This window comes from Streptomyces collinus (genome assembly GCF_031348265.1).
Taxonomy (GTDB): Bacteria; Actinomycetota; Actinomycetes; order Streptomycetales; family Streptomycetaceae; genus Streptomyces; species Streptomyces collinus.
Map to the genome: position 1 here is coordinate 504,564 of NZ_CP133771.1, position 26,004 is coordinate 530,567.

The 26,004-nt window shown below is 72.2% G+C and carries 28 protein-coding genes and 1 pseudogene; 16 read left to right on the forward strand and 13 right to left on the reverse strand.

All coding sequences use genetic code 11. From position 1 onward, the window contains the following. The first annotated feature begins 73 nt into the window (after positions 1-73). Positions 74-442 (forward strand): apotyrosinase chaperone MelC1, encoded by a 369-nt coding sequence (gene melC1 / locus RFN52_RS02270; protein ID WP_184854344.1) that lies wholly within the window; start codon positions 74-76, stop codon positions 440-442. A gap of 32 nt (positions 443-474) precedes the next feature. Next, complete coding sequence (gene melC2, locus RFN52_RS02275) at positions 475-1,296, forward strand: tyrosinase MelC2 (RefSeq protein ID WP_184854343.1); 822 nt, start codon at positions 475-477, stop codon at positions 1,294-1,296. On the opposite strand, the gene RFN52_RS02280 is transcribed toward melC2, so the two are convergent. Both RFN52_RS02280 and RFN52_RS02285 read right to left on the reverse strand, forming a co-directional pair. Further along, on the reverse strand, positions 1,297-1,995 hold the full coding sequence (locus RFN52_RS02280) for a ribonuclease H family protein (RefSeq protein ID WP_184854342.1): 699 nt from the start codon (positions 1,993-1,995) through the stop codon (positions 1,297-1,299). 41 nt (positions 1,996-2,036) lie between these two features. Beyond that, positions 2,037-2,834 carry a VOC family protein gene (locus RFN52_RS02285; protein WP_184854341.1) on the reverse strand — a complete coding sequence of 266 codons (798 nt, stop codon included), beginning with the start codon at positions 2,832-2,834 and terminating at the stop codon, positions 2,037-2,039. A gap of 201 nt (positions 2,835-3,035) precedes the next feature. On the opposite strand from RFN52_RS02285, the gene RFN52_RS02290 reads away from it, so the two are divergent. Next, positions 3,036-3,938 (forward strand): SGNH/GDSL hydrolase family protein, encoded by a 903-nt coding sequence (locus RFN52_RS02290; protein WP_184854340.1) that lies wholly within the window; start codon positions 3,036-3,038, stop codon positions 3,936-3,938. 8 nt (positions 3,939-3,946) lie between these two features. Beyond that, positions 3,947-4,846 carry an aminoglycoside phosphotransferase family protein gene (locus RFN52_RS02295; protein WP_373308632.1) on the forward strand — a complete coding sequence of 300 codons (900 nt, stop codon included), beginning with the start codon at positions 3,947-3,949 and terminating at the stop codon, positions 4,844-4,846. 39 nt (positions 4,847-4,885) lie between these two features. Here RFN52_RS02295 and RFN52_RS02300 read toward each other — a convergent pair whose 3' ends face one another. Beyond that, positions 4,886-5,368, reverse strand: a complete 483-nt coding sequence (locus tag RFN52_RS02300; protein WP_184854339.1) for a VOC family protein — start codon at positions 5,366-5,368, stop codon at positions 4,886-4,888. Between the two features lie 121 nt (positions 5,369-5,489). Between RFN52_RS02300 and RFN52_RS02305 the strand changes: the two genes are divergently transcribed. The 3 genes from RFN52_RS02305 (at position 5,490) to RFN52_RS02315 (ending at position 8,074) form a co-directional block, all read left to right on the forward strand. After that, positions 5,490-6,695: an epoxide hydrolase family protein gene (locus RFN52_RS02305; RefSeq protein WP_184854338.1), complete on the forward strand. Its 1,206-nt coding sequence runs from the start codon at positions 5,490-5,492 to the stop codon at positions 6,693-6,695. Between the two features lie 135 nt (positions 6,696-6,830). Continuing rightward, complete coding sequence (locus RFN52_RS02310; protein WP_184854337.1) at positions 6,831-7,472, forward strand: ATP-dependent Clp protease proteolytic subunit; 642 nt, start codon at positions 6,831-6,833, stop codon at positions 7,470-7,472. Further along, the gene (locus tag RFN52_RS02315) at positions 7,472-8,074 is read left to right on the forward strand and encodes a ClpP family protease (protein WP_184854336.1); all 603 of its coding nucleotides are present in this window, start codon (positions 7,472-7,474) and stop codon (positions 8,072-8,074) included. Before RFN52_RS02310 ends, RFN52_RS02315 begins: the two co-directional genes overlap by 1 nt. A gap of 18 nt (positions 8,075-8,092) precedes the next feature. Here the strand turns inward: RFN52_RS02315 and RFN52_RS02320 are convergent, their stop codons facing one another. Then, positions 8,093-8,503, reverse strand: a complete 411-nt coding sequence (locus RFN52_RS02320; RefSeq protein ID WP_184854335.1) for a helix-turn-helix domain-containing protein — start codon at positions 8,501-8,503, stop codon at positions 8,093-8,095. Positions 8,504-8,708: 205 nt separating this feature from the next. Here RFN52_RS02320 and RFN52_RS02325 point away from each other — a divergent pair, with 205 nt between their 5' ends. After that, positions 8,709-9,596 (forward strand): RNA polymerase sigma factor SigF, encoded by an 888-nt coding sequence (locus RFN52_RS02325; RefSeq protein ID WP_184854334.1) that lies wholly within the window; start codon positions 8,709-8,711, stop codon positions 9,594-9,596. Between the two features lie 102 nt (positions 9,597-9,698). On the opposite strand, the gene RFN52_RS02330 is transcribed toward RFN52_RS02325, so the two are convergent. Beyond that, on the reverse strand, positions 9,699-10,163 hold the full coding sequence (locus tag RFN52_RS02330) for an ATP-binding protein (RefSeq protein WP_184854333.1): 465 nt from the start codon (positions 10,161-10,163) through the stop codon (positions 9,699-9,701). 187 nt (positions 10,164-10,350) lie between these two features. Here RFN52_RS02330 and RFN52_RS02335 point away from each other — a divergent pair, with 187 nt between their 5' ends. Genes RFN52_RS02335 through RFN52_RS02345 form a run of 3 tightly spaced genes read left to right on the forward strand, consistent with a single transcriptional unit; the run spans position 10,351 to position 11,485 of the window. After that, positions 10,351-10,491 carry a hypothetical protein gene (locus RFN52_RS02335; RefSeq protein ID WP_184854332.1) on the forward strand — a complete coding sequence of 47 codons (141 nt, stop codon included), beginning with the start codon at positions 10,351-10,353 and terminating at the stop codon, positions 10,489-10,491. Continuing rightward, on the forward strand, positions 10,488-11,072 hold the full coding sequence (locus RFN52_RS02340) for a PRC-barrel domain-containing protein (protein WP_184854331.1): 585 nt from the start codon (positions 10,488-10,490) through the stop codon (positions 11,070-11,072). The genes RFN52_RS02335 and RFN52_RS02340 overlap by 4 nt, the downstream gene beginning before the upstream one ends. Then, complete coding sequence (locus tag RFN52_RS02345) at positions 11,069-11,485, forward strand: PRC-barrel domain-containing protein (RefSeq protein WP_184854330.1); 417 nt, start codon at positions 11,069-11,071, stop codon at positions 11,483-11,485. Before RFN52_RS02340 ends, RFN52_RS02345 begins: the two co-directional genes overlap by 4 nt. Before the next feature lie 27 nt (positions 11,486-11,512). Here the strand turns inward: RFN52_RS02345 and RFN52_RS02350 are convergent, their stop codons facing one another. Further along, on the reverse strand, positions 11,513-12,655 hold the full coding sequence (locus RFN52_RS02350; RefSeq protein WP_229857070.1) for a DUF6777 domain-containing protein: 1,143 nt from the start codon (positions 12,653-12,655) through the stop codon (positions 11,513-11,515). Between the two features lie 176 nt (positions 12,656-12,831). Here RFN52_RS02350 and RFN52_RS02355 point away from each other — a divergent pair, with 176 nt between their 5' ends. Then, positions 12,832-14,130, forward strand: coding sequence for a streptophobe family protein (locus RFN52_RS02355; RefSeq protein ID WP_184854329.1), 1,299 nt, complete (start codon positions 12,832-12,834; stop codon positions 14,128-14,130). Between the two features lie 8 nt (positions 14,131-14,138). On the opposite strand, the gene RFN52_RS02360 is transcribed toward RFN52_RS02355, so the two are convergent. The 4 genes and pseudogenes from RFN52_RS02360 to RFN52_RS02375 all read right to left on the reverse strand — a co-directional run bounded on the left by RFN52_RS02360 (position 14,139) and on the right by RFN52_RS02375 (position 19,416). Further along, entirely contained in the window at positions 14,139-15,137 is a 999-nt protein-coding gene (locus RFN52_RS02360; protein WP_184854328.1) for a serine/threonine-protein kinase, read from the reverse strand. A gap of 905 nt (positions 15,138-16,042) precedes the next feature. Beyond that, positions 16,043-16,597, reverse strand: a pseudogene (locus RFN52_RS02365) (hypothetical protein); the annotation flags it as partial. 10 nt (positions 16,598-16,607) lie between these two features. Beyond that, complete coding sequence (locus tag RFN52_RS02370; RefSeq protein ID WP_184854327.1) at positions 16,608-18,947, reverse strand: ABC transporter ATP-binding protein/permease; 2,340 nt, start codon at positions 18,945-18,947, stop codon at positions 16,608-16,610. A gap of 58 nt (positions 18,948-19,005) precedes the next feature. Further along, positions 19,006-19,416: a hypothetical protein gene (locus RFN52_RS02375; protein WP_184854326.1), complete on the reverse strand. Its 411-nt coding sequence runs from the start codon at positions 19,414-19,416 to the stop codon at positions 19,006-19,008. 521 nt (positions 19,417-19,937) lie between these two features. On the opposite strand from RFN52_RS02375, the gene RFN52_RS02380 reads away from it, so the two are divergent. Beyond that, a complete protein-coding gene (locus tag RFN52_RS02380; RefSeq protein WP_107460052.1) occupies positions 19,938-20,225 on the forward strand; it encodes a DUF1905 domain-containing protein in 288 nt (95 codons plus the stop codon). A gap of 40 nt (positions 20,226-20,265) precedes the next feature. Here the strand turns inward: RFN52_RS02380 and mgrA are convergent, their stop codons facing one another. Then, positions 20,266-21,258 carry an L-glyceraldehyde 3-phosphate reductase gene (gene mgrA / locus RFN52_RS02385; protein ID WP_184854325.1) on the reverse strand — a complete coding sequence of 331 codons (993 nt, stop codon included), beginning with the start codon at positions 21,256-21,258 and terminating at the stop codon, positions 20,266-20,268. A 118-nt stretch (positions 21,259-21,376) separates the two neighbouring features. Between mgrA and RFN52_RS02390 the strand changes: the two genes are divergently transcribed. The 3 genes from RFN52_RS02390 (at position 21,377) to RFN52_RS02400 (ending at position 24,401) form a co-directional block, all read left to right on the forward strand. Then, on the forward strand, positions 21,377-22,294 hold the full coding sequence (locus RFN52_RS02390; protein ID WP_184854324.1) for a LysR family transcriptional regulator: 918 nt from the start codon (positions 21,377-21,379) through the stop codon (positions 22,292-22,294). A 67-nt stretch (positions 22,295-22,361) separates the two neighbouring features. After that, complete coding sequence (locus RFN52_RS02395) at positions 22,362-23,858, forward strand: carotenoid oxygenase family protein (RefSeq protein ID WP_184854323.1); 1,497 nt, start codon at positions 22,362-22,364, stop codon at positions 23,856-23,858. A gap of 27 nt (positions 23,859-23,885) precedes the next feature. Beyond that, positions 23,886-24,401 carry a mycothiol transferase gene (locus RFN52_RS02400; RefSeq protein ID WP_184854322.1) on the forward strand — a complete coding sequence of 172 codons (516 nt, stop codon included), beginning with the start codon at positions 23,886-23,888 and terminating at the stop codon, positions 24,399-24,401. Here RFN52_RS02400 and RFN52_RS02405 read toward each other — a convergent pair. Further along, on the reverse strand, positions 24,383-25,462 hold the full coding sequence (locus tag RFN52_RS02405; protein WP_184854321.1) for an adenosine deaminase: 1,080 nt from the start codon (positions 25,460-25,462) through the stop codon (positions 24,383-24,385). The two genes, RFN52_RS02400 and RFN52_RS02405, sit on opposite strands and share 19 nt — an antisense overlap. A 45-nt stretch (positions 25,463-25,507) precedes the next feature. Next, positions 25,508-25,900, reverse strand: a complete 393-nt coding sequence (locus tag RFN52_RS02410) for a VOC family protein (RefSeq protein WP_184854320.1) — start codon at positions 25,898-25,900, stop codon at positions 25,508-25,510. Positions 25,901-26,004 lie beyond the last annotated feature (104 nt).

Consider the following 26,004-nt stretch of genomic DNA (forward strand, 5'->3'; position numbering starts at 1 on the left):
TTGATTTCTCCCGGTAGCGGGCGGTCCGGTAGGCATGCGGGGACATCAGCCGAACCCACCCCTGGAGGTCCGCATGCCGGAACTCAGTCGTCGCAGCGCGCTCACCGCCGCGGCCGTCCTCGCCACGAGCGCGGGCACGTTGTCCGCCGTCGTCCCGGCCTCGGCCGCCGGGCACCACGACTCCCCCGGAACCTTCGACGAGGTCTACAAGGGCCGCCGGATACAGGGCCGTCGGGCCTCCGGGTCCGGTCACCACGGGCACCACGGCGCGGGATACGCGGTGTTCGTCGACGGGGTCGAGCTGCACGTGATGCGCAACGCCGACGGCAGCTGGATCAGCGTCGTCAGCCACTACGACCCGGTGGCCACCCCGCGGGCCGCCGCCCGCGCCGCGGTGGACGAGCTGCAGGGCGCGCCGCTGCTGCCCTTCCCGGCCAACTGATCCGTCCCGCAAGGCATCTGGAGCAACCGCACATGGCTGTCCGCAAGAACCAGTCCACCCTGACCGCCGACGAGAAGCGGCGTTTCGTCGCCGCGCTGCTGGAGCTGAAGCGCAGCGGCCGCTACGACGAGTTCGTCACGACGCACAACGCCTTCATCGTCTCCGACACCGACAACGGCGAGCGGACCGGGCACCGTTCACCGTCCTTCCTGCCCTGGCACCGAAGATTCCTCCTGGAGTTCGAGCGGGCGCTGCAGTCGGTGGACTCGTCGGTGTCGCTGCCCTACTGGGACTGGACCGTCGACCGTACGCCGCGCGCCTCGCTGTGGGCGCCCGACTTCCTCGGGGGCACCGGGCGGGAGCGGGACGGCCGGGTGACGGACGGGCCGTTCTCCGCGTCCGGCGGGAACTGGCCGGTCAACGTGCGGGTCGACGGCCGTACGTTCCTGCGGCGCTCCCTCGGTTCCGGTACGCGCGAGCTGCCGACCCGGGCCGAGGTCGAGTCAGTGCTGTCGATGTCCACGTACGACATGGCGCCCTGGAACAGCGGCTCGGACGGCTTCCGCAACCACCTCGAAGGGTGGCGGGGCGTCAACCTGCACAACCGCGTCCATGTCTGGGTCGGCGGGCAGATGGCCACCGGGGTGTCCCCCAACGACCCGGTGTTCTGGCTGCACCACGCGTACATAGACAAGCTGTGGGCCGAGTGGCAGCGCCGGCACCCCGGCTCCGGCTATCTGCCGGCCGCCGGCACGCCGAACGTGATCGACCTCAACGAGACGATGCGGCCGTGGCACGACATGAGCCCGGCGGATCTGCTGGACCACACGCCGCACTACACGTTCGACGTCTGATCAGACGCTCGCGCCCGTGCGGCATTCCGGGTGGCCCCAGCCGTTGTCGTTCTTGGCGATGGGCTCACCGGCCGCGTAGGAGCGGCCGCACTGGCAGCGGCCGGGGAACTTCGCCTTGATCGTGCGGGCGGAGCCCTTGCTCCCCGCGGCCTTGGCCGCGCGCGGGCGGGAGCGCGGGGCCTTGGCCGGGGTGTCCGGGGCGGGCGGCGGCTCGGGGGAGCCGAGGCCGCTGCCCGCCGGCTCCTGGACGGTGGCGGCCTGGCTGGCGGCGCGGTCGGCGAAGTCGTTGAGCCGGTCGCCGTCGACCTGGTGGGCGGGGACGTAGCGGAACTCGACCGAGCGGCCGTCCAGGAGTTCGTCGATGCGTACGACGAGGTCCTGGTTGGCGACCGGCTTGCCGGCGGAGGTCTTCCAGCCGTTGCGCTTCCAGCCGGGCAGCCAGGTGGTGACGGCCTTCATCGCGTACTGCGAGTCCATCCGGATCTCGAGCGGCACGTCCGGGTCGGTCGCCGCCAGCAGCCGCTCCAGCGCGGTGAGTTCGGCGACGTTGTTGGTGGCCTTGCCGAGCGGCCCCGCCTCCCACCGCTCCGGCGTCTCGGAAGCGTCGGCGACGACCCAGGCCCAGCCCGCGGGCCCGGGATTTCCCTTCGAAGCCCCGTCACACGCGGCCACAACACGTTCACGCATGCGCTCGATCATGCCATGGCCGTGGGGGCCGCCCGGCCGGGAGGTCCGGGCACCTAGGCCACGTCGGTCAGCTTCGGCATCTCTCCCTCGGTCTTCGTGATGTCGATCACCGAGAAGTACGCACCCTGCGGGTCGCTGATCGCCGCGAAGCGGCCGAACGGGGTGGTCATCGGGCCGAACCGCAGCGCACCGCCTAGCTCGGTGGCCTTCGCGACGGCCTCGTCGCAGTCCTCCACGGTGAAGTACACGTTGATGTACGGCTGCACCTCGGGCGGGAAGTCCTCGCCCATCTTCATCCGGCCCAGCACGGTGCGCTCGCCGAGATCGTAGATCCGGAAGTCCATCTCGCCGTCCTCCATGTCCCGCTGCCGGTAGGAGAAGACGGCGGGGAAGAACGCGTCGGACTTCGCGGGCTCGCGGGTGAAGACCTCCGCCCAGGTGTAGGCACCGGGTTCGGCCATCGCCTGGAAGCCCTCATGGGTGCCCGCCTGCCAGATGCCGAAGACGACACCGCCGGGGTCGCGGGCCATGCACATGGTGCCGAAGTCGGCGACCTGCATGGGCTCCATCAGCACCTCGCCGCCGTTGTCGCGGATCCGGCCGGCGGTGGCGGCGGCGTCATCGGCGGCGAAGTACAGGCACCACTGCGACAGGCCCTCCTGGCCGGGCATGGGCGGGACGACGGCGGCGACCGCCTTGCCGTTCGCGTAGGCCTCCGTGTAGTTGCCGAGCTCCGCGGACGCCTCGGCGAAGGTCCAGCCGAGGACGTCCCCGTAGAAGCTCTTGGCTCCTTCGAGGTCGCCGAACATCGCGTCGGCCCAGCAGGGAGTTCCTTCAGGTTGCACGGCCATGAGCGCGGCCCTCTCCGAATGGGTGGAATCGTCCGCTTCCTCACGCTAGCCACCCGGCGGCCGACCCGCGCGCCGAGCGGGCCGCCCGCGGTGTGGTCGCGGCCACCGGCCCGGACCATCGCGTCCGGCGGATGTCTTCCCCCCGGCGCCCGGCTGTGCTTGCCTGAGTGCCGTTTCGGTGGCCGGGGCGGGAGTTGCCGTATGCGCAAGCAGTGGATCGTGGGGGCAATACTGGCCGGGGTGCTCCTCGGCGGGTGCGGGGATCCCGCGTCCGGACCCGAGGAGCCGGCACCGGCCGCGCCGCGCGCGTCGGCCACCACGCATCAGCGGGCCCCCGCCTCCCCCGGCCCGGAGCCGGGGAGGATGACACCCAGGGTGCTGTTCCTCGGCGACTCGCTGGCGATGGAGGCCCAGAAGGTCCTGGGCCAGGAGTTACGCCGGGATCTGAAGGCGAGGTACACCGGCGCCCCCTACTCCGGCACCACCCTGTGCGACTACCTGGAGGGCACGGCCGAACGGTCCCTCGTGCCGGCCTCGGACAAGGCGGCCGCCCTGGTCCGCAGGCTGCGGCCCGACTTCGTGGTCCTGCAGTTCTGGGGGAACTCCTGGGGCTACACGCCGTGCATGGACGGCATCACCTACGACAAGTCCCCGGCCCGGTACTTCCGCCGCTACGACGCCGACGCGCGCCGGCTCACCGAGCAGATCACCGCGGCCGGGGGCGGCAGCCGCCCGCGGATCGTCTGGGTGTCCCAGGGCCCGGACCCGATCACCCCCGACCGGGTCCGGCGCGTCAACGCGCTCTACGAGAAGCGGGCCGCCGCCTCGGGCGACCTCGTGGCGGACGCCGGGAAGGCGGTGAGCCCGGCCGCGGACCGCTACACCTGGACGCAGTACCTGCCGTGCACGGCCCACGAGCGTGCCCGCCCCGGCCTGTGCACACAGCCCGGCCGCGACCGCACGGCCCTGCACCGCGACGACGACTATCTGCACTTCTGCCTGGCCCCGACCACCACCCGGCCCAAGCCCTGCCCGGTCCGCTCGCCCGGCATCCTGCGCATCGCCCGGGAGGTCACCAAAACCATTCGACAGGCGGCGCGTTGACCGCTCGAATGGGCGCCATGTGCGCGGTGCGGATGCATGAGGACGAGCTGGCCATCGACGTCTTGCTCGTCGGCCGGCTGATCGCGGGGCAGTTCCCGCAGTGGGCCGGGCTGCCCCTGCGGCGGCTGGAGTCCTCCGGAACGGAGAACGCCATGTTCCGCCTCGGTGCGGACAAGGTCGTGCGGCTCCCCCGGCATCCCCGCGCCGTGGAGGCCATCGCGCACGAGCTGCGCTGGCTGCCCCGGCTGGGCCCGGGGCTGCCCGCCGCCTCACCCGAACCCCTCGGCCGGGGAGAACCCGGTGACGGGTTCCCGTGGCCCTGGTCGGTCTACGGCTGGCTCGACGGCCACAACCCGGTGCCCGGCAGGATCGAGGAGCCCGCCCTGCTCGCCGGGGACCTGGCGGCGTGCGTCACGGCCCTGCGCCGCATCGACGCGTCGGAGGGGCCCCCGGGTTACCGGGGCGTGCCGCTGGCGACCCGCGACCCCTTCCTGCGGGAGGCGCTCGGGCGGCTCGCGGGACGGGTCGACACCGCCGCGGTGACCAGGGTGTGGGAGGAGACCCTGCGGGCTCCGGAGCACACCGGGCCGCCGCTGTGGGCCCACGGCGATCTGATGGCCGGGAACCTCCTGGTCACGGGCGGGCGGCTGAGCGCCGTCATCGACTTCGGCACGGTCGGGGTCGGGGATCCCGCCGTCGACCTCATCGGCGCCTGGTGTGTGCTGCCCGCCACCGCCCGCGGCGTCTTCCGCGAGGCCGTGGGTGCCGACGAGGCCGAATGGGCACGGGCCCGGGGCTGGGCCCTGTCGATCGCGGTCATCGCCCTGCCGTACTACTGGGACACCAACCCGCCGGTCGCGGAGAACTCCCGGCATGTGATCGGGGAGATCCTGGCCGAGACGGCGTAGGGGCGGAGCCTGCTCCGCCCCCGTGTGTGACGGGAGAGATCATTCGCCCGCGTACGCCTTCTCCAGTGCGGCGATGTCGAACTTGCTCATCGCCATGAACGCCTGGGTCACCCGGGACGCCTTCGCCGGGTCCGGGTCGCTGATCATCTCGGAGAGCCGGTCCGGGACGACCTGCCAGGACACGCCGAACCTGTCCTTGAGCCAGCCGCAGGGGCCCGGCTCCCCGCCGTTCTCGGTGAGCCTGGTCCAGTAGTAGTCGATCTCCTCCTGGCTCTCGCAGAAGATCATGAAGGAGGCGGCCTCGGTGAACTTGAACTGCGGGCCGCCGTTGAGCCCGAGGAACCGGTGCCCGTTGGCCGTGAACTCGACCGTCATCACACTGCCGGCGGTCTGGAGCGCTCCCTCTGGGTAGCGCGCGATCTTGCCGATGCTGGAGTTCTTGAAGATCGAGACGTAGTGGTGGGCGGCCTCCTCGGCCTGGCCGTCGAACCAGAGGCACGTGGTGAAACCGTCGGTGGTCATGAGTCCTCCTGCACGCGTCGAACGCTGTCACCACTGTCGACCGGCACTCGCCCCGGAACTCATCGGCCGGGGGCCGTCACATTCGGATGGCCGCTACACCGTTCGGAACTAGCATCCGGTCATGACGTCATCGCCCGCCGACAGCGGCATCCGGCCCTTCCGCATCGACGTACCGCAGAGCGACCTCGACGACCTCCACGACCGCCTCGACCGGACCCGCTGGCCCGACGAGCTGCCCGGCGTGGGCTGGACGTACGGCGTTCCGTCGGGCTATCTGCGCGAGCTGGTGCGGTACTGGCGGCACGACTACGACTGGCGGGCCGCGGAGGCGCGGCTGAACGCCTGGCCGCAGTTCACCACCGAGATCGACGGCGCACGGGTGCACTTCGCGCACATCCGCTCCCCCGAGCCCGACGCCACCCCGCTGATCGTCACGCACGGCTGGCCGGGGTCGATCGTCGAATTCGCCGGCATCGTGGGACCGCTGACCGACCCGGCCGCCCACGGCGGCGATCCCGCCGACGCCTTCCACCTCGTGCTGCCGGGCATCCCCGGCTTCGGGTTCTCCGGCCCCACCCGGGAGACCGGCTGGGAAGCACGCCGGATCGCCGACGCCTGGGCCGAACTGATGAAGCGCCTCGGCTACGAGCGGTTCGGCGCGCAGGGCGGCGACTGGGGGGCGGCGATCTCCCGAGAACTGGGGCGCGTCCACAGCGGCCGGGTGATCGGCCTCCACCTCAATCTGCTGCCCGGCGCTCAGGCCGCCGTCGAGCCGGCCGCCGGGGAACTGGAGGCGCTGAGCCCGGCCGAGCGGGAGCGCACGCTGGCCTCGTGGCGGCGGTGGGCGGAGTGGTCCCGCGACGGCACGGGCTACTTCCATGTGCAGTCCACCCGGCCGCAGACGCTCTCCTACGCGCTCACGGACTCCCCGGTGGGGCAACTCGCGTGGATCGTCGAGAAGTTCCAGGAGTGGACGGACTCGGAGGAGCTGCCCGAGGAGGCCGTCGACCGGGACCTGATGCTCACGAACGTGATGCTGTACTGGCTGACGGGCACGGCCGGTTCGTCGGCCCGGATCTACTACGAGCGCGCCCACGCCCGGGGTGGGAGGACCGCCGCCCCGCAGGATCCCTCCACCGCGCCGACCGGGGTCGCGTCCTTCGCCGGGGACCCCCAGATCCCGCTGCGGCACAAGGCGGAGCAGACGGAGAACATCGTCCGCTGGACGGAGTTCGACCGCGGCGGGCATTTCGCGGCGATGGAGGAGCCGGACCTGCTGGTGGGTGATGTGCGGGCGTTCTTCCGGCAGTTGCGCGACAAGGGCTGAGCCGGAGGGCTCTGCCGGTAGCGGATCTGCCGAGGGCAGAGAAACCGTTCGCGGGCATCGCCGGAGGTCAAGAGTGGAGTCGACGGCACATCCCCGACACGTCCACGGCGCTGGTCGCCACGACGAGGAGAACCGATGACTGCACTCACGACGCTCGCCCCGCGGGCGGAGGAGGGCGACACCCCTCCGACCCGCTTCGACGACCATCTGGCCGCCCAGCTGCTCGCGCAGCGCATCGTCCTGCTGGGCACCCAGGTCGACGAGGTCTCCGCGAACCGGGTCTGCTCCCAGTTGCTCATCCTGTCCGCGGAGGACGCCCACACCGACATCAGCCTGTACATCAACAGCCCGGGCGGGGCGGTGCACGCGGGCCTCGCCATCTACGACACGATGCGGCTCATCCCGAACGACGTCTCCACGCTGGCCATGGGCTTCGCGGCCAGCATGGGCCAGTTCCTGCTGAGCGTCGGCGCGCCGGGCAAGCGCTACGCCCTGCCGAACGCGCGGATCATGATGCACCAGCCGTCGGCGGGCATCGGCGGCACCACCGCCGACATCGAGATCCAGGCGGAGAACCTGGACTTCACCAAGCGGACCATCGAGCGGATCACCGCCGAGCACACCGGCCAGAGCGAGGAGACCATCTCCCGGGACGGCGACCGGGACCGCTGGTTCACGGCCGAGGAGGCCCGCGAGTACGGCATGGTGGACCGGGTCGTGGAGTCCCTCGCGGACGTCCGCCCGGCGGCCACCCGGCGCAGGATGGGGCTGCAGTGATGGGTTCGTACACGATTCCGAACGTCGTCGAGCGCACCCCGCAGGGCGAGCGGTCCTACGACGTCTTCAGCCGGCTGCTGTCCGAGCGGATCATCTTCCTCGGCACCGAGATCGACGACGGCGTCGCCAACGTCGTCATCGCCCAGCTCCTCCACCTGGAGTCGTCCTCCCCGGAGAGCGAGATCGCGATCTACATCAACTCCCCGGGCGGCTCGTTCACTTCGCTGATGGCCATCTACGACACCATGACATTCGTGCAGGCGCCGATCTCCACGTTCTGCGTCGGGCAGGCGGCCTCCACTGCGGCCGTGCTGCTGGCCGGCGGGGATCCGGGGCGGCGGTTCGTGCTGGAGCACTCCCGGGTGCTGCTCGGCCAGCCGGCCGCCGGCGGACAGCGCGGCATGGTGTCCGACCTGGCGCTCCAGGCCAAGGAGATGGTGCGGATCCGCTCCCAGGTGGAGGAGGTGCTGGCCCGGCACACCCACCACGACGTGGCGGCCCTGCGGGCCGACATGGACCGCGACAAGGTGTTCACCGCACAGGAGGCGGTGGGCTACGGGCTGGCCGACGAGGTGCTCAGCCGGCGCCTCGTGAGGGTCTGAGGCGCCGGCCGGTACGGCTCAGGCGGCCAGGCACATTCCGTCGTGCGACGAGGTGGTCGCCCCGCGGCGGCCGGCCGTGTAGCGCGAGGTGACGCGGACCAGTTCGCCCTGGGCCCTCGTCAGCAGGTCGCCGAGGTTCAGTCCGAGGGCGTGGGCGGCGGCCGCGAGGACCTCCGAGGAGGCCTCCTTGCGGCCGCGCTCCACCTCCGAGAGGTAGGGCATGGAGATCCGCGCCTCGTCGGCGACGTCCTTCAAGGTGCGCTCCTGTGCCAGGCGTTCACGGCGCAGCACGTCTCCCACCAGGTCCCGCCACAGCGGCTCCTTGGCGGCGGGGGCCGGCGGCGCCTGGCGCGGCGGTGCTCCGGCGGGGCGCGCGCCGTGCGGGCGCAGAGGGATGACTCGGGCTTCGTTCGGCAGGTGGTTGCTCACTGCTCCAGCCTAGGAATCCCGGCCGACGGGGGAAGGGCCCGGCGTTCCGCCCTGGGTGGAATCCCGCGCCCACATCCACGGATGCATACATTCCGCCCGATTTCGCCCATGGGAAAATTGCGGGGCATGGTGCGCGCCGCCCCGGGTACCCGCAACTCGGGAGTACCTATGCAGATGTCCGCGCGAGCCGTTCTTGGGAGAGGCAATGGAGACCGCCGTGATCCGGTCGAAGGCACAGGTCGTCGAAGAGAACGCCGAGGCCAGCGCGGGTGACGGAGCACTGCCGGGCGTCGTGGACCCGCGGTCCGTGGCCCCGCGGGACGCGAGGGAGCTGTCCCGCCAGTTCTTCCAGCGTCTTACGGAGCTCGAAGAGGGCACGCACGAGTACCAGTACGCGCGCAACACCCTGATCGAGATGAACATGTCGCTCGTGCGCTTCGCGGCCGGCCGGTTCCGCGGCCGCGGCGACGACATGGAGGACATCGTCCAGACCGGGATGATCGGCCTGATCAAGGCCATCGACCGGTTCGAGCTCTCGCGCGAGGTCGAGTTCACCTCCTTCGCGCTGCCGTACATCGTCGGCGAGATCAAGCGCTTCTTCCGGGACACGACGTGGGCGGTACACGTGCCGCGGCGGCTCCAGGAGCTGCGCGTGGAGCTGGCCAAGGCCCGTGAGGAGCTCGCCAGCCGGCTGGACCGCGAGCCGACGGTCGCCGAGCTGGCCACCCTGATGAACATCTCCGAGCGCCAGGTCGTCGAGGGGCAGATCGCGGCGAACGGGTACAACTCGTCGTCGCTGGACGCCGCCCTCACCGGCGACGGCCCGGAGAGCGGCGAGGCGGTCCTGGCCGACTTCATCGGCGTGGAGGAGGACGGGCTGCGGCTCGTCGAGGACTTCCACTCGCTCGCCCCGCTCATGGCGGAGCTGAGCGAGCGCGACCGGCAGATCATCCACATGCGGTTCGTGGAGGAGGCCACCCAGGCGGAGATCGGTGAGCGGCTCGGCTGCTCGCAGATGCACGTGTCCCGCCTGATCAAGAGGATCATCACACGGCTGCGCGAGGGCATGCTGGGCGAGCTGGGCTGCGCCTGACACCGTCGTACGACCAGCGGGTGCCGTCCCCCATGCGGGAGTGGGGCGGCGCCCGCCACTGCGTCCGGGTTCCTTCCGGGTGACGCATCTCACCCGGAGGGTTCATCCCTGGGTTGATTCGGAGAGCGGCAGCACCGCGCGCACCCGCTTGCCCACCGGCACCCGTTCCACGCTGACCTGCTCCGCGAGCGCGTGGACGATCTCCAGGCCGTGCCGGCCGATGCGCTCGGGGTTGCGCGGGAAGATGCGGGGCAGCGCGGAGCTGCTGTCGTAGACCGACACCGTCACGGCGCTGTCGGTGCCGACGAGCTCCAGGATGTACGGCCCGTTGCTGTGCCGGTCGGCGTTGGTGACCAGCTCGCTCACCACCAGCAGTACGGCGCCGTCGACCCGCTCGTCGATCCGCGCGCACCACTCGGTCCTGAGCTGGTCGAGAAAGAGCGCGGCGAAGGACCGCGCCTCGGCGATGCATCCCTGCTCACCGGTGTAGTGTGCCGCCCGCCTCAGCGGTTCAACGGGCACGTCGAAACCAGTCGGTATCACTGCCTCGTCCAGGTGGTCGATCATTCTTTTCTCTCTGGGAAGCCGGACTGGCCGGACGCTCTGCACCAGTGCTCGTACCCCGGGCCGGGCTTCACAGTCCTGACAGATTCTCCCCCATTCGATCCCCCGGGCATTGTCCCCCCTTCGCGGGGCACCCGGAAGGAATCAGGACCGGCCGAGGGCGGCCGGGCCGGATCGCCGGAGGTGCGCGGTGGCCTGGTGGACTTGGCTGGTCGTGGTGATCGCGGCGCTCGCCGCGGTCGCGGTGGTGACACTCGCCGTGCAGGCGGGCCGCCGGTCGGGGACCGTCATCGCGGTCCGGCGCCGGCCCGGCGGAAAGAGCCTGCGATGAACGAGCTGCTGGCTGCGCGGAGCCTGACGACCCTGCCGGTGGTCACCCTGGGCGGGGAGGCCGTCGCCCAGGTCAAGGACACCGTCTTCGACGCCGCCGCCGGCCGGATCACCGGTTTCACACTCAGCGGCCGGGGCCTGCTGTCGGGTCCGCTGAAGCAGAGTCTGCCCTGGTCGGGGGTGCACGCGCTGGGGCGGCACGCGGTCATGATCCGCGATGCCCGCGCGCTGCAGGACACGTCCGTGGTGGTGGCACGCCGCGAGGCCCAGCAGGGCCGGGTGCTGCACGCGAAGGTGCTGACCGACGAGGGTGCCGAGGTCGGCACCGTGCTCGACGTGATCGTCGAGGGCGGGGCCGGCGGCCGGGTCGTCGGGTTCCGGATCGCCGCGGGCAAGGCGCTGGTGCAGGGCTCCCGACGCCGCCGGCACCGGGTGTACGTGCCGCGCGGCGAGACACTCGCCGTCTCCGGCCGGGCGCTGGTCATCCCGGCGGACGCCACTCGCTACGTCGCCGACGACCTGCCGGCCTTCGTCGCCCGGGTCGGTGCCTTCCGGGCCGGGCGGGAGGGGACGGCGTCATGATGCTGTTCTCCGAGGCGCGGGGCCTGCCGGTGCTGACGCTGGCCGAGGCGGAGGAGGTGGGCGCCCTGAGGTCGCTGACGGTCGACGCCGTGTCCGGAGTGGTCACCCACGTCCGGGTGCGTGGCCGGCACTCCCGCAAGGAGACCGTGCTGGCCTGGGGTGCGCTGCACGCCGTCGGCCCGGACGCGGTGCTGGTCCGCACGACCGCCGAGCCGGCCGAGGTGCCGCCGCACCACGAGCTGCCGGGTCTGCGGATCCTCACCGAGACGGGCGACACGCTCGGCACGGTCCAGGATGTCGCGTTCGAACCGGAGACGGGCCGGGTCGAGGCGGTCGTCACCGCCCACGGCGACCTGCCGGCCGATCGGCTGCTCGGACTCGGGGACTACGCCCTGGTGGTCCGCACCGCCTGAACCGGCCGGGCCGGGCGGCGTGCCGGGTCAGGAGGCCGGTGGCTGCTGCGTCGCGCCGCCGCCGGTGTCGCTACCGGTGTTGGTGCCGGTGTCGCCGTCGGACGTCGGCGGCTCGTCCGTCGTCGGCCCCGTCGTGTCCGTGTCCGAGGTCGGCGGTTCGCTGGTGGGCGGCTGCGACGACGTCGTGTCGGGCGGTGCCGTGGGCGTGGTGACGCTCGCCGACGGGGAGGGCTTGTCGGGCTTCTGGGTCTTGTGGTCCTTCTTGCCCGTGTCGCCCGGCTGGCGCTCGAACCACTCGCCGTCGGGTTCGCACATCACGAACGCGTCGACCGGCTCCGGGGCGGGCGTCACCATGACGACGTTCGACGACGTGTAGCCCGGCCACGACTCGCCGGTCGTCCTGGGCGCGCTCTGCTGGGCCACCGGCGGGGACAGCGGGTTGCCGCACGCGCAGCGCACCCGCGGCACGCCGCGGTCGTCGACCAGGACGGCCGTGCGGGCCTGGAGGACGGCCTGGTAGCTGGTGGGGGCGCCGTCCTTGTAGCCGTGGTTGGTGACGCGGGTGTCCATGCGGAGCTGCACGGGAGTGAGCGAGCGCAGGTAGTCGGGGACCTCGGACGGCTCGATCCGGGCGACCGAGGCGAACGCGCGCTGCTTGTCCGGGGACTCGCCGAGGTACGTGATCTGCTTCTCCACGTCACAGCTGGCGACGTTGCGGGTGCCGCCGTACAGGCCCGGCGCGTCGCCGTTCACACCCCGGACGGCGTTCTGCGGTGCCGACTCGGTGGCCCCCGAGGGCGAGACCGGCGAGGCGGAGCTCTTCTCCTCTGTAGTCGACTCGGTGAACGCGTCGGGGCCCGTGTCCGCGGCGGGCTGGAGGAAGACCTCGCCGCTGGCCGTGCTGGTACCGCCGTCGGACGCGCCGGTGCCGCCGTTGTCGGGCCGGGAGAGCACCACGGCCAGGATGACGGCGGCCACCACCGCGGTGGCGATGATCGCGACACGCGGCACGGACCCCCACCACGGCCGCCGGGGCTCCGGCTCCCTGCCGCCTCCGGTGGGCGGCTCGGCGGGCGGGCCTCCGCCCCCGGGCGGCGGTTGGGAGGGGCCGGACAGCGGGCCCGAGGGAGGTCCTGTGGGGCGGCCGGACGACGGCGGATCGACGCTCACGAGTTCTTCTCCCCGCGTGGGTTCTCTGCGGCCTTCACCCAGGGTGATTGATCCCGGTATCGGCCGCTTGTTCCACTACATGCTCATTGTGTGCCCCGGTCCCGTACGCCCCGCAAGCCGACGCGGACGGACGTCTCCGGCGGGCGGTGGGCGCGGGGGCTGCTTAGCGTGGCAGCGTGAGTTCGCGCACCCCCTCCGGCCAGGCACGCACCTCCGGCGAGCGCGCCGTCGCCCGCCACGGCTGGGCGCATGCCCTCGTCACGGTGCTCGGCGGGCTGCTCGCCATGGCGGTGGTGGCCGGCCTGGGTCTGTGGGCGGCCGGGGCCGCGGATCTTCCGGACGGCTCCTTCGCTCCCGTCGTCGCGGCCACGATGGTCACCGCCGTCGGCGGCACGGTGAGGCTCGCCGGAAGCGCGGGCGATCTCGCCGACACACAGGCGGGTCTGACGGTGATTCCGTTGTCCGTCACGCTGACAGGTGCGCTGGTGGTCGCCTGGGGCTTTCTGCGGCCGCTGCGGCATCGGGCGGTCGCCGGTGCCGGGGAACTGGCCGGCTGGGCCGGCCGGGTGGCGGCCCTGTGGCTGCTGGCGCTGATCGGCCTGACGCTCGCCGCCCGCCACACCTTCGACATCTCCCTCGGGGACGACACGCTGGGTGAACTCGGCGACCTGTTCGGCGCGTCGCCGAAGGTCGGCTTCACCACGGACGTGCCGCTGTCCGTGTTCGTCGGCGTGGTGTGGCTGGCCGGTGTGCTGGTGCTGGCGCTGCTGGTGTCGCGCGGGGCCCCGCTGCCCGCTGGGCTGCTGCGCTTCCAGGCGTCGGTGCGGCCGGCCGCGTACGCGATGGTCGCGCTGCTGCTGGCCTGTGTCGCCATCGGCGTGGTCATCGCCCTGATCGTCGCGGCGACCAAGGGGCACGCGCGGGAGACGTTCGCCGTGATCCTGCTCGGCATCCCCAACCTGGTGTGGCCCGCGCTGACGATCGGACTCGGCGCCACCTGGAACGGCAGGGTGGAGGGGCCGTTCGGGCTGCCCATGCCGCAGGTGCTCGACGAGGTGCTGCGCACCCCGGACATCTCCGAACTGAATCTGCGCACCCTGGCCGAGCACGACGGCCGGGTGTGGTGGCTGCTGGTCGTCGACGTCGTGCTGCTGCTGGCAGCCGCGTTCGTGATGGCGGCCCGGTCACCGGCCCGGGTGCGGGCCTGGCAGCACGCGGTGCACATGGCGGTCGCCCTCGTGCTCACGGTGTTCATGATCTGCCTCGTCGGACGCATCTCCGCGCACTACGGCCTGTCCGTGCTCGGCATCGGGGATCTGGGCGGCGGTCTCGGGGGCGAGCTGTTCCTGAGACCCAAGCTCTGGGGTGCCGTCGGCCTGGCCGTCCCGTGGGGGCTGGTGACCGGGTTCGCCGGGGCGCTGCTGGCCCGCCACGTACGGCGGCGCGGCGAGGTGCGTTCCGACAGCGAGGGCTGAGGCCCGGTCTACGTCCGCTCCACGAAGACCGGTTCGGCCCAGCGCGGCGGTGGCTTGGGCCGCTCCTCCCCCACGCCCGGCAGCTGCCGGTCCACTCGCGTGGGCTGCCTCGTGGCGCCGCCCTTCCCGCCGCCGGTCGTCGCGGCGCGCAGTGCGGCGACGAAGGCCAGGCAGGAGGGGTACCGGTCGTCGGGGCTCTTGGCGAGGGCCTGGGCGAAGACGGGGTCGACCCGGGGGTCGAGATCGGGCCGGTCCTCGGTCAGCGGCGGCGGTTCGTCGTACTGGTGGGCCCAGAGCAGGGCCATGTCGTCGTCGCGGATGAAGGGCGGATGGCCGGCCAGGGTCTCGAAGACGACACAGGCGAAGCCGTACACGTCACAGCGGGCGTCGACCGGCTTGCCGGAGATCTGCTCGGGGGAGACGTAGTCGAGCGTGCCGACGAACTGGCCGACGGTGGTGAAGCCGGTCAGCGACAGCGACTTCTTCGTCAGGCCGAAGTCGGTGAGGTAGACGTGCTCGGGGTGGTCGCTGTCGGTGCCGCGGGAGACCAGGATGTTGCCGGGCTTGACGTCCCGGTGGACCAGTCCGTGGTCGTGGGCCGCGTCGAGCGCGGAGGCGACCTGGGCGGCGACGCGCACGGCGGTGACGGGCGGCATCGGGCCCTCCCGGTCGAGGACGTGCCGCAGGTCGCTGCCGGCGACGTAGCGCATGGCGATGTACAGCACGCCGTCCGTCTCACCGGCCTCGAAGACCGGCACGATGTGCGGGTGGTCGATCGCCGCGGCGGCCCGGGACTCGTGCGTGAACCGGCGGCGGAAGGTGTCGTTGCGGGCGAGTTCCGGGGCGAGCAGCTTCAGCGCGACGGTGCGTTCCAGGCGCAGGTCGCGGGCCCGGTAGACGACCGCCATGCCGCCGCGCCCGATCTCCTGCTCGATCCGGTACCCGGCGATCTGCTGCCCTATCAGCTCGGAGGGCCGCCCCGAGAACAGGCTCGTCTCGCGGTTCAACGCCGGTCACCCTCGGGCGGGACGACCCGCGTGGGCGTCGCCCTGGCGGGCCGGTCCCCCTGACCCTCCCCGTCCCGGTCCTCGCGGGACACGACGCGGGTGGGTTCGGGGGCGCCGGCAGTCACGACCCTCGTGGGCTCGGGGGCGTCGGGGGACGCCACTCGGGTGGGTTGAGGGGCCTCGGGAGGCGCTCCCCGGGTCGGCTCGGGCGCCTCGGGAGGCGCTCCCCGCGTGGGCTCGGGCGCCTCGGGAGACACCAGGCCGGTCGGCTCGGGCGCCTCGGCAGACACCACCCGGGTCGGCTCGGGCGCCTCGGCAGACACCACCCGGGTCGGCTCAGGCGCCTCCGCAGGCACCACCCAGGTCGGCTCCGGCGCCGAAGGCGCAACCCCAGCGGACTCCGAAGCCTCCGGCGCCACCACCCGCGTCGGCTCAGGCACCTCCGCAGGCACCACTCGGGTGGGCTCCGGCGCCTCCGCAGGCGCAACCCGGATGGGCTCAGGCCCCTCCGAGGGAACCACCCTGGTCGGCTCAGGAGCCTCGGCAGGCACCACCCGCGTCGGCTCGGGCGCCTCCGAGGACACGACTCCGGCGGACTCCTGAGCCTCAGGCGACACCACCCGGGTCGGCTCAGGGCTCTCCGCAGGCGGCGTGCTCCGTGCGGGCTCCGGTGCCCCCGCTGCAACCACCCGGGTCGGCTCAGGTGCCACGGCAGGCTCAGCCCTGTTCAGCGCAGGCGCCTCCGCAGGCTCAGCCTTCCTCAGCGCCGGTGCCTCCGCGGGCTCAGCCCTCTTCAGCTGAGGCGCCTCCGCAGACGCGGGGTTCTCCGGCTCGGGTGTCTCGGGCCGCGCAGCCCCCTGCGGCTCGGGCGGACGCGTGTCGGGCCGGCGGGTGGCCCCGACCGGGCCCGCGGGCGGCACCGCCCGCGTGGGGGGACGCGCGGTCGCTTCGGCCGGGGGGCGGGACGCCGGTCCGGCCGCGGGCGTCTCGTCCGTCGCGTACGTGGTCATCCGGGCGCCGTCGGCGTACACCCAGTGCCCGTGGGCGGAGTCGTAGAGCCACACGGACTCGCCGTCCACGACGACGCCGATCCGCATGCCATGGGTGCGGGCGCGGAACGACTCCCGGTCGAGGCCGCCCGCGAGGTCCTCCACCGCGGAGCGGTAGCGCGCCAGGGCTTCCTGCGCCCGGCCCAGCAGCGGGCGCGGATCGGCGGCGCGGGTGAGCGGCCCGTCCGCCGCGGGCGGATCCTGCGGTACGGCGACCAGGCGGCGCCCGTCCACCCAGGCCGACCAGCCGTTGAAGCACAGCACGTGCCCCCAGTCGCCCTGCCGCTCCAGGAGCTGCACCGGCAGCAGGGGATCCAGGTCCACCGTGGGCCGGGACGGGTCGGGGACCTCCCAGGCGGGCATCCCGTGCTGCGGGACGACGTGCGTGGGCCGGAATCCGGGAGTCGTCACAGGGCGCTCCCTACTTCCGCATCACGGCCGGTTCGTGCCGGCGCAGCAGCCGGGACACGAGGAAGCCGAAGAGCACCGACAGCACGACCAGCATCCCGACGTCCAGCAGCCACGTACCCGCGGAGTGCTCGAAGAGCGGGTCCTTCGTCAGATCGTCGGGCACGATCCGGGCCAGCCCGACGGTCCCGGCCATCGCGGCCAGCGCCCAGCGCGCCGGCACCAGCCAGCCCAGTTGCTCCAGCCCGGGCGTGTCGGCCAGCTTCAGCAGGGCCCCGCAGAAGACGACCTGCACGATGGCGATGAGCACGAGCAGCGGCATCGTCACCTCTTCCTTGCGCACCAGCGCGGAGACGAGCAGGCCGAGCATCATCGCGGTGAACGCCAGCAGGGCGACGGCGACCGTGATCTCCACCAGGGGCGGCATCAGCACGCCTTCGCCGCCGGGTGCGTTGAGGTCGACGCCGAGCAGGGCGACCAAGGTGAGCACCACCGCCTGGAGGACGGTGATGACGCCCAGGACGATCACCTTGGACATCAGGTACGCCGATCTGGACAGGCCCACCGCGCGTTCCCGCTGGTAGATCACGCGTTCCTTGACGAGTTCGCGCACGGCGTTGGCGGCTCCGGTGAGCACCGCTCCGACGCACAGGATGAGCAGCGCGTTCATCGCCGTGTCCAGCGTCAGCTTGCCGCCCGCCAGGGCGCGGGCCATCGCGCCCATGACGAACGGCAGCGCGATCATGATGATCAGGAAGGTGCGGTCGGCGGCCAGCGCGGCAGCGTACCGGCGTACCAGCGTGCCGAGTTGGGCGCCGCGGCTGCGCGGCCGGGGCGGGGCGGTGATGACGACGGGCCCGGACCGCGACTGCGGGGGCTGCGCGGAGGCGTCGGCCACGTACCGGCCGTGGAAGGGCGAGGCGAGGTACTCCCCCGCCCAGTCCCGGCCGGTGTCCCGGTCGAAGGCCTCGAAGGCCTCCGGCCACTCCTCGAAGCCGAAGAAGGACAGGGCGTCCTCGGGCGGCCCGTAGTAGGCGATCTTCCCGCCCGGCGCGAGGACGAGGAGCCGGTCGCACACGTCGAGGCTGAGCACGCTGTGGGTCACGACGATGACCGTGCGGCCGTCGTCGGCGAGGCCGCGCAGCATGTGCATCACCGAGCGGTCCATGCCGGGGTCGAGGCCGGAGGTCGGCTCGTCGAGGAAGAGCAGCGACGGCTTGGTCAGCAGTTCCAGGGCCACGCTGACGCGCTTGCGCTGGCCGCCGGACAGACTGTGCACGGGCTGGTCGGCGCGCTGCTCCAGGCCCAGTTCGCGGATGACCTCGTCGACCCGGGCGCGCCGCTCGGCCTTGGCGGTGTCCTGCGGGAAGCGCAGTTCGGCGGCGTAGGAGAGGGCTTTGCGGACGGTCAGCTGCGCGTGCAGGATGTCGTCCTGCGGGACGAGGCCGATGCGCTGGCGCAGTTCGGCGTAGTCGCGGTAGAGGTCGCGGCCGTCGTAGAGGACGGTGCCGTGGTTGGCGGGCCGCTGGCCGGTGAGGGCGTTGAGGAGCGTGGACTTGCCGGCGCCGCTCGGGCCGACGACGGCGAGCAGGCACTTCTCCCCCACCGGGAACGACACGTGGTCGAGGAGAGTCTTGCGGCCGTGGTCGACGGCGACCGCGAGGTCCTGCACGTCGAGGGAGACCTCGCCGGTGTCGACGTACTCCTGGAGCTGGTCGCCGACGAGGCAGAACGCCGAGTGGCCGATGCCGACGATGTCGCCCTGGCCGACCGGGGCGCTGGTGACGGGGCTGCCGTTGAGGTACGTGCCGTTGTGGCTGCCCAGGTCGGTGATCTCGTAGGTGCCGTCGGGCATGGCGCGCAGCTCGGCGTGCCGGCGGGAGACCACGAGGTCGTCGATGACCAGGTCGTTGTCGGGGGCGCGGCCGATGCGGACGGTGCGGGTGGGCAGCGGACGTACGGTCGTGGGCCGGCGGTAGGTGCTCGTGTGGGACGGCATGGAGACGGCGGAGGGGCGTTCCGGGGCGCGTCGTGCGGGGGCTGGGCGGCCCGTCAGGGTCATGCGCGGTCCGTCGGCCGGATTGCCGAAGCGGATGACGGTGCCGGGCCCTACGTCCCGCTCATGGATGCGCCTGCCGTCGGCGTAGGTGCCGTTGGTGCTGTCCTCGTCCTCGATGGTCCAGTGACCGTCCTCGGGCTTCAGCACCGCGTGGTGCCAGGAGACCCGGTCGTCGTCGATGACGATGTCGCACATCGGGTCGCGCCCTACGTGGTAGTCACGGCCCGGGATCATCACGGTGCTGCCCGTCTCTGTCTCCAGGACGAGTTCTGGTGCTACCGAGGGTTGCGCCATGGTCAAGATTCTACCGATTTGCCCTGTTGTGCGCCTGGGCGAGCGCGGCTGCGGCAGGTCAGCCGACGGAGATGCCGACGAAGGGGGCCGTGCGCTGCATCCGCAGGGCATCCACGGACTCGGCGAGCAGTTCGTATTCGGTGGTGTCGTCGCTGGTGGCGATGCGCACCAGCCGTCCGGCCGCCAATTCCTCGGCGACCCGCTCCTGCTGGGCCGGATCGGCGCACCAGGCGCGCAGCAGCCCGGGCACGTCGGGCACGGTGTGGGCGACCGGCACGAGCGCGCCCGGCGGTAAGTGCTCGGCGTCGGGCTGGGGGTCGAGGCGCTGGGCGATCCAGGAGGCGCGGTCGCGCAGCCACCACAGGGCGAGGGCGAGGGTGGGCGCACGGTAGGTACCGAGGGGCACTCCGATCCGGCGGCCGTCGCAGACTCCGTACGCCGTGACGTGGCACAGAAACTCGTCGTGCACGTGACCCTCCCCCGTCGCCCGCCCGTCTGCCTTGCCGGCCTCACTTCTCCTGCGGCTCGCGTGCTGTGCGTGAGGGCGCCGTCGCCCCATGTGAAAAGCGCTCTCGCAGGTCAGTATGTTCACTACTGAATCACTGTCACCACGACTTTCCGGCCACTCTCCTGGCATATTCACCTCCCGGGTTGGCCGAAACCCGGCGAGCCGTCGCACCGGCCTGTGAGTCCGGAGGAAATCGACGCTCCGGGCGGGCGCTGACAGGGTGGCCGTACCGGGCTCACCGCGACCGGGGTACGGGCCCTGACCAGCAGGGACGACCTTCAGGAAGCGCCTGGGCGATCCGGCGGCCCGCGAGCAGATCCCGGGGGTCGGGTTCCGGCTCGGCGGCTCCGACGGTCGTCACGCCACCGCGCCGTGCTCGCGCCGGACCGGGTGCCCGCCGGGCGTGAAGCGGGCACACGATGAGTTTCCCGGTGTCCGGCGGTCTGATGTGGGGAAGAGGCCGCCGAGCACCGGAGGACGTCATGGCCACCACGGGAGTTCTGGACGCGGAGTTCACCGCGGTCCTGCGCAAAAGCCCCGCCGAGGGCGGCTGGACCTATCTGGTCTGGCCCCGGTCCGTCGAGTTCTTCGGTACCCGCGGCCTGGTCAAGGTCCGCGGGACGATCGACGGGCATCCGTTCCGCAGCTCCTTCATGGCGCTGGGGGACGGCACGCACAAGCTGCCCGTGAAGGCCGACGTCCGCAAGGCCATCGGCAAGGAGGAGGGCGACACGGTGACCGTGCGCCTGGAGGAACGGATCGGCTCCTGACCGTGCAGCCCGGGGGGACGCCCCCGGGCGGGCCGGCCTGCTACTGCTTGACGATGGCGTCGATCCGGGCCAGTTCGTCCGCGTCGAAGTCCAGGTTGCGGATGGCGCCGACGCTGTCCTCGATCTGCTGCGCGCTGCTCGCGCCGACCAGTGCGGAGGTGACCCGGCCGCCGCGCAGCACCCAGGCCAGTGCCATCTGGGCCAGGGTCTGGCCGCGGCCCTTCGCGATGTCGTTCAGGCCGCGCAGCCGGCCCACCAGGTCCTCGGTGAGCGCGTCGGAGTTCAGGAAGGGGCTGTCGCTCGCGGCCCGGGACCCCTCGGGGATGCCGTCGAGGTAGCGGGCCGAGAGCACGCCCTGCTCCAGCGGGGAGAAGACGATGGAGCCGACCTGGAGCTCGTCGAGGGCGTCCAGCAGCCCCTCGTCCTCGGGGCGGCGGTCCAGCATCGAGTAGCGGGGCTGGTGGATGAGGAGCGGGGTGCCCAGCTCGCCCAGGATGCGGGCGGCCTCGCGCGTCTGCTCCGCGGAGTAGTTGGAGACACCGACGTACAGTGCCTTGCCCTGCTGCACCGCCGAGTGCAGGGCCCCCATCGTCTCCTCCAGCGGAGTGTCCGGGTCGGGGCGGTGCGAGTAGAAGACGTCGACGTAGTCCAGGCCCATCCGCTTCAGGCTCTGGTCCAGCGAGGACAGCACGTACTTGCGGGAACCCCACTCGCCGTACGGACCGGGCCACATCAGATAGCCGGCCTTGGTGGAGATCACCAGCTCGTCGCGGTACGGCGCGAAGTCCGTCTTCAGGAACTCGCCCAGCGCGGACTCGGCGGCGCCGGGCGGCGGGCCGTAGTTGTTGGCGAGGTCGAAGTGGGTGACGCCGAGGTCGAAGGCGCGGCGCAGGATGGCGCGCTGCGTCTCGACGGACCGGTCCGGGCCGAAGTTGTGCCACAGGCCGAGCGACAGCGCGGGGAGCTTCAGGCCGCTGCGTCCGGTGCGCCGGTAGGGCATGTCCGCGTAGCGGTCGGGGTGTGCGGTGTACAACGCGACTCCAGAGGGGTTGGCACGGTCGGAGGGGAAACCGGTGTCCACTCTGGCGTGACCTGCGCCCATGCGTCCAACAGAAGAATCCGATGGAATTCAGCGGCTACGCTTCTCAGTCATGGAACTGCGCCACCTGCAGCATTTCGTCGCGGTCGCCGAGGACCAGCACTTCACCCGGGCGGCAGAACGCCTCCTGGTCTCCCAGTCGGGCCTCTCGGCATCCATCCGGGCGCTGGAGCGGGAGCTGCAGACGCCGCTGTTCGTACGGACCACCCGCCGGGTGACGCTCACCCCGGCCGGGCGGGCGCTGCTGGGCGAGGCGGAGCGGATCCTCGCGCAGGTCCGTTCGGCCCACGAGGCGGTGGCCGCGGTGCAGGGCGTGCTGCGCGGGATGCTGGCTCTCGGGTCCGAGCAGTGCATCGCCGGGGTGCACGTGGCGGGGCTGCTGGCAGCGTTCCGGCGGAGCCACCCGGACGTGGAGATCTGTCTGCGGCAGGCGGGCTCGGGGGCCCTCGCGGAGGAGGTCGCGGCCGGGCGCCTGGACCTGGCGTTCGCCGTGCGCACCGCCCAGGAGGACACCGACCAGCTGCGGGCCGTGCCGCTGACGAGCGAGCCGATGACCGTGCTGTGCCATCCGAGCCACCGGCTCGCGGCGGCCGGGGTGGCGGTGACGCCGGAAGATCTGGGCGGTGAGGTCTTCGTCGACTTCCATCCGGACTGGGGGCCGCGGCGTACCACCGACGCGGCGTTCGCCGCCGCGGGCGTGCGCCGGAGCGTCGCCCTGGAGGTCAACGACGTGCACAGCCTCCTAGATCTCGTGGACGAGGATCTCGGCATCGCCGTCGTGCCGCGCCACTTCCGGCACAAGCGTGCCTCCCTGACCGCCCTGCCGGTGAAGGGCGCCGGAGACGCCGTGTACGAGACGGTGGCCCTGCTGCCGCCCGAGCAGGCGACCAGTCCGGCGGCCCGGGCCCTGATGGCCCTGCTGGAAACAGGGGGTGTGGCACCACCCCAGGAGGGTGTCCACCCCTCCTGACCCGATCCGTCCCGCGCAGCGGACTCGTGACCGTCCCGGAGGGCAACTGCGGTCAGGAGTGGGCGAGATGACGGATCACACCCGGCGGAACGTGCTGCGCGGCGCGGCGGCGATCACGGCGGCAGGCGCGCTCGTCGGCACCGGCACGGCCATGCAGCCGGCCATGGCGGCGCCCGCGGCACCGCGCCGCTTCCCCTTCCTGGAGGGCGCGTTCGAGCCGGTCACCGAGGAGCTGACGGCCTTCGACCTGCCGGTCACCGGCGCCATCCCGCGCGCGCTGCACGGTCGCTGTCTGCGCAACGGGCCCAACGTCCTGGGCCTGGAGGACCCGCGCGCCCACCACTGGATGCTCGGCGAGGGCATGGTGCACGGCGTGCGGCTGCGCGACGGCCGGGCGGAGTGGTACCGCAATCGCTGGGTGCGGTCCTCGCAGGTGGCGAAGAAGCTCGGGGAGCCCTGGCCGGGCCCGGTGCCGCCGGACGACTTCCCGTGCAACACCCATGTGATCCCCTACCGCGGGCGGATCCTCGCCCTCCAGGAGAGCGGGCCGCTGCCCTACGAGCTCGACGACGAGCTGAACACCGTCGGTCCGTACGACTTCCGGGGCACCCTGAAGGGCCCGCTCACCGCCCACACCAAGTTCGACGTGCAAGCCGCCGAGCTGCACGCGATCGCCTACTACCCGACCTGGGACCACGTCCGGCACCTGGTGTTCGGCCCGACGGGCCGGGTCGTGCGGACCACGAAAATCCCGGTGGCGGACGCACCGAAGATCCACGACTTCGCGCTCACCGAGAACCACGTGGTGATCCTCGACATGCCGGTCACCTTCGACCCGGCGGCCGCCGGGCGCGGCGACATCGTGCCGTACGTCTGGAACGACCGGCATCCGGCGCGGGTCGGCGTGCTGCCCCGCGCGGGCGGCGCGGTGCGCTGGTTCGAGGTGGACCCGGTCTACTACTCGCACACCCTCAACGCGTACGAGGAGGGGCCGCGCATCGTCGTCGACATGACCAACTTCGACGCGCCGTTCCTCGTCGCCGGCAATGGCTCGGGCGGCCCCTACGGAGCGGGTACACCCCGGCTCGACCGCTGGACGGTCGACCTGCGGCAAGGGCGGGTGCGGACCAGGACCCTCGACGACCGCCCCCAGGAGTTCCCCCGGGTCAACGAGGCGCTGGTGTCCCGCCGGCACCGGTACGGCTACTCGGCCGCGGCCGCGGAGATGTCGCTCGCCTACCAGGCGGTCGACGGCACACCGCCCGACGGGGCCTTCGCCAACGCGCTCATCAAGCACGACCTGCTGCGCGGCACGTCCGAGGTCCACCGGCTGCCCGGGGGCGCGGCGGCGAGCGAGGCCGTGTTCGTGCCGTCCGACCCGTGCGACGGGAGGGCCGCGGAGGACGACGGGTATGCGGTCGCGTACGTGCACGACCCCGACCGCGGGGCGTCGGACCTGGTGATCCTCGCGGCCCAGGACTTCACCGGGGAGCCGGTGGCCCGGATCCATCTCCCGGGGCGGGTGCCACTGGGCTTCCACGGGAGCTGGATTCCCGACGCGTGATGCCCGGCCATGCGCGATGGTGGACGTATGCATGCGAAGGACATCCTCATCGACGGTTTCAGCCGCATCCGCGAAGAAGTCCACGCCACCGTCGGGGGGCTCGGGCCGGACGAGCTGACCGCCCGCCCCTCCCCCGACACCAACTCGATCGCCTGGCTGGTCTGGCACCTCACCCGCGTCCAGGACGACCACATGGCCGACGCCTTCGGCCTGGACCAGGTGTGGCTGTCCCAGGACTGGGAGAAGCGCTTCGGTCTCGACCTGCCCCGCCGCGACACGGGCTACGGCCACAGCCCCGCCAAGGTCGCACGGGTCCGGGTCGACTCGGGCGAGCTGCTGACGGGCTACTACGACGCCGTGCACGACCAGAGCCTGGACGCCCTGCGGGGCCTCGCCGCCAAGGACCTGGAACGGGTCATCGACGAGCGCTGGGACCCGCCGGTCACCCTGGGCGTCCGGCTGGTCAGCGTCCTGTCCGACGATCTCCAGCACGTCGGACAGGCCGCCTACCTCCGAGGGCTGCTTCAGAGCGCGGCGGCGTAACCGGGCAGCACCACGTCCCGGATGAGCGCGTTCCGCTCGTCGAAGGGGATGAACGCGCTCTTCAGGGCGTTCACGGTGACCGTGCGCAGGTCCTCGACGGTCCAGCCCGCCTGCTCGACCAGCAGGGACATCTCGCGGGTCATCGTGGTGCCCGACACCAGCCGGTTGTCGGTGTTGAGGGTGACGCGGAAGCCGAGGTCCTTGAGCGCGGTGATCGGGTGGTCGGCGATCGAGGTGGCGGCGCCCGTCTGGAGGTTGGACGTCGGGCACATCTCCAGGGCGATGCGCCGGTCGCGCACCCAGCCCGCGAGGCGACCGAGCTTGCCGGTCGTGAGGTCCGGGATGTCGTCGGTGATCCGCACGCCGTGCCCGATGCGCTGGGCGCCGCAGACCTGGAGCGCCTGGTGGATGCTGGGCAGGCCGTGGGCCTCACCGGCGTGGATGGTGAAGGGCACGTTCTCGCGGCGCAGGTGCTCGAAGGCCGCGAGGTGGTCGGCGGGCGGGAAACCGTCCTCGGCACCGGCGATGTCGAAGCCGACGACTCCGGCGTCGCGGAACGCCACGGCCAGGTCGGCGGCCTCGCGCACCCGGTCGAACATCCGCATGCCGCAGAGCAGGGTGCCGACCCGCACCGGCGTGCCCGCGGCGGCCGCCTTGGCCATGCCCGCCGCCAGGCCCTCCTGGACGGTCTCGACGACCTCGGCCATGGTCAGCTCGCCGTTGGTGTTCAGCTCCGGGGCGTAGCGCACCTCGCCGTAGACGACGCCGTCGGCGGCCAGGTCGAGCACGTACTCCTCGGCCGTGCGCAGCAGGCCCTCGCGGGTCTGCATCACGGCGAGGGTGTGCTCGAAGGTGGCTATGTAGCGCACCAGGTCGCCGGAGTTGGCGGCCTCGTAGTACCAGGCGGCGAGCTCGTCCGGGTCGGTGGTGGGCAGGGTGTGGCCGACCGCGTCGGCCAGCTCCACCACGGTGGCGGGGCGCAGGCCGCCGTCGAGGTGGTCGTGCAGAACGGCCTTGGGGAGGCGGCGGATCAGATCGGCGTCTACGCGCGTAGCAGTCATGGCGGGTCTTTCCTCGGGCGGGTGGTTCGAAGCAGCGGGACGGGGTCAGCCGGCGGGCTGGAGCAGGTCCCAGCGGTTGCCGTACAGGTCCTGGAAGACGGCGACGGTGCCGTACGGCTCGCGCCGCGGGTCCTCCAGGAAGGTCACGCCCGCGGCGCTCATGCGGGCGTGGTCGCGGGCGAAGTCGTCGGTATGCAGGAAGAAGCCGACCCGCCCACCGGTCTGGTCCCCGACCCGGGCGGCCTGACCGTCCCCCTTGGCACGGGCCAGCAGCAGACCGGTGGCGGCCCCCCGGGCACCCGGTTCTACGACGACCCAGCGCGATCCGTCGGGCCGGGGCGCATCCTCGACGAGCCGGAACCCGAGGGCGTCGGTGTAGAAGCGGATCGCCTCGTCGTAGTCGTCGACGACGAGGGTGACCAGGGCGATACGTCGCATCGGGACCTCTCGGAGCGGGCGGTTGACCGGAGAGGTTATACGTAAAACCCGGGGGATGCCAACTACCTGGCCGACTTCTGGCTCCACGACTGTAACTACTAGTA

Bases quoted from the DNA above. Each gene is read 5' to 3' on its own strand.
- melC1 (WP_184854344.1), top strand. From the start codon at position 74: ATGCCGGAACTCAGTCGTCGCAGCGCGCTCACCGCCGCGGCCGTCCTC.
- melC2 (WP_184854343.1), top strand. From the start codon at position 475: ATGGCTGTCCGCAAGAACCAGTCCACCCTGACCGCCGACGAGAAGCGG.
- RFN52_RS02280 (WP_184854342.1), bottom strand. From the start codon at position 1,995: ATGATCGAGCGCATGCGTGAACGTGTTGTGGCCGCGTGTGACGGGGCT.
- RFN52_RS02285 (WP_184854341.1), bottom strand. From the start codon at position 2,834: ATGGCCGTGCAACCTGAAGGAACTCCCTGCTGGGCCGACGCGATGTTC.
- RFN52_RS02290 (WP_184854340.1), top strand. From the start codon at position 3,036: ATGCGCAAGCAGTGGATCGTGGGGGCAATACTGGCCGGGGTGCTCCTC.
- RFN52_RS02295 (WP_373308632.1), top strand. From the start codon at position 3,947: ATGGGCGCCATGTGCGCGGTGCGGATGCATGAGGACGAGCTGGCCATC.
- RFN52_RS02300 (WP_184854339.1), bottom strand. From the start codon at position 5,368: ATGACCACCGACGGTTTCACCACGTGCCTCTGGTTCGACGGCCAGGCC.
- RFN52_RS02305 (WP_184854338.1), top strand. From the start codon at position 5,490: ATGACGTCATCGCCCGCCGACAGCGGCATCCGGCCCTTCCGCATCGAC.
- RFN52_RS02310 (WP_184854337.1), top strand. From the start codon at position 6,831: ATGACTGCACTCACGACGCTCGCCCCGCGGGCGGAGGAGGGCGACACC.
- RFN52_RS02315 (WP_184854336.1), top strand. From the start codon at position 7,472: ATGGGTTCGTACACGATTCCGAACGTCGTCGAGCGCACCCCGCAGGGC.
- RFN52_RS02325 (WP_184854334.1), top strand. From the start codon at position 8,709: ATGGAGACCGCCGTGATCCGGTCGAAGGCACAGGTCGTCGAAGAGAAC.
- RFN52_RS02330 (WP_184854333.1), bottom strand. From the start codon at position 10,163: ATGATCGACCACCTGGACGAGGCAGTGATACCGACTGGTTTCGACGTG.
- RFN52_RS02340 (WP_184854331.1), top strand. From the start codon at position 10,488: ATGAACGAGCTGCTGGCTGCGCGGAGCCTGACGACCCTGCCGGTGGTC.
- RFN52_RS02345 (WP_184854330.1), top strand. From the start codon at position 11,069: ATGATGCTGTTCTCCGAGGCGCGGGGCCTGCCGGTGCTGACGCTGGCC.
- RFN52_RS02370 (WP_184854327.1), bottom strand. From the start codon at position 18,947: ATGGCGCAACCCTCGGTAGCACCAGAACTCGTCCTGGAGACAGAGACG.
- RFN52_RS02380 (WP_107460052.1), top strand. From the start codon at position 19,938: ATGGCCACCACGGGAGTTCTGGACGCGGAGTTCACCGCGGTCCTGCGC.
- RFN52_RS02390 (WP_184854324.1), top strand. From the start codon at position 21,377: ATGGAACTGCGCCACCTGCAGCATTTCGTCGCGGTCGCCGAGGACCAG.
- RFN52_RS02395 (WP_184854323.1), top strand. From the start codon at position 22,362: ATGACGGATCACACCCGGCGGAACGTGCTGCGCGGCGCGGCGGCGATC.
- RFN52_RS02400 (WP_184854322.1), top strand. From the start codon at position 23,886: ATGCATGCGAAGGACATCCTCATCGACGGTTTCAGCCGCATCCGCGAA.
- RFN52_RS02405 (WP_184854321.1), bottom strand. From the start codon at position 25,462: ATGACTGCTACGCGCGTAGACGCCGATCTGATCCGCCGCCTCCCCAAG.
- RFN52_RS02410 (WP_184854320.1), bottom strand. From the start codon at position 25,900: ATGCGACGTATCGCCCTGGTCACCCTCGTCGTCGACGACTACGACGAG.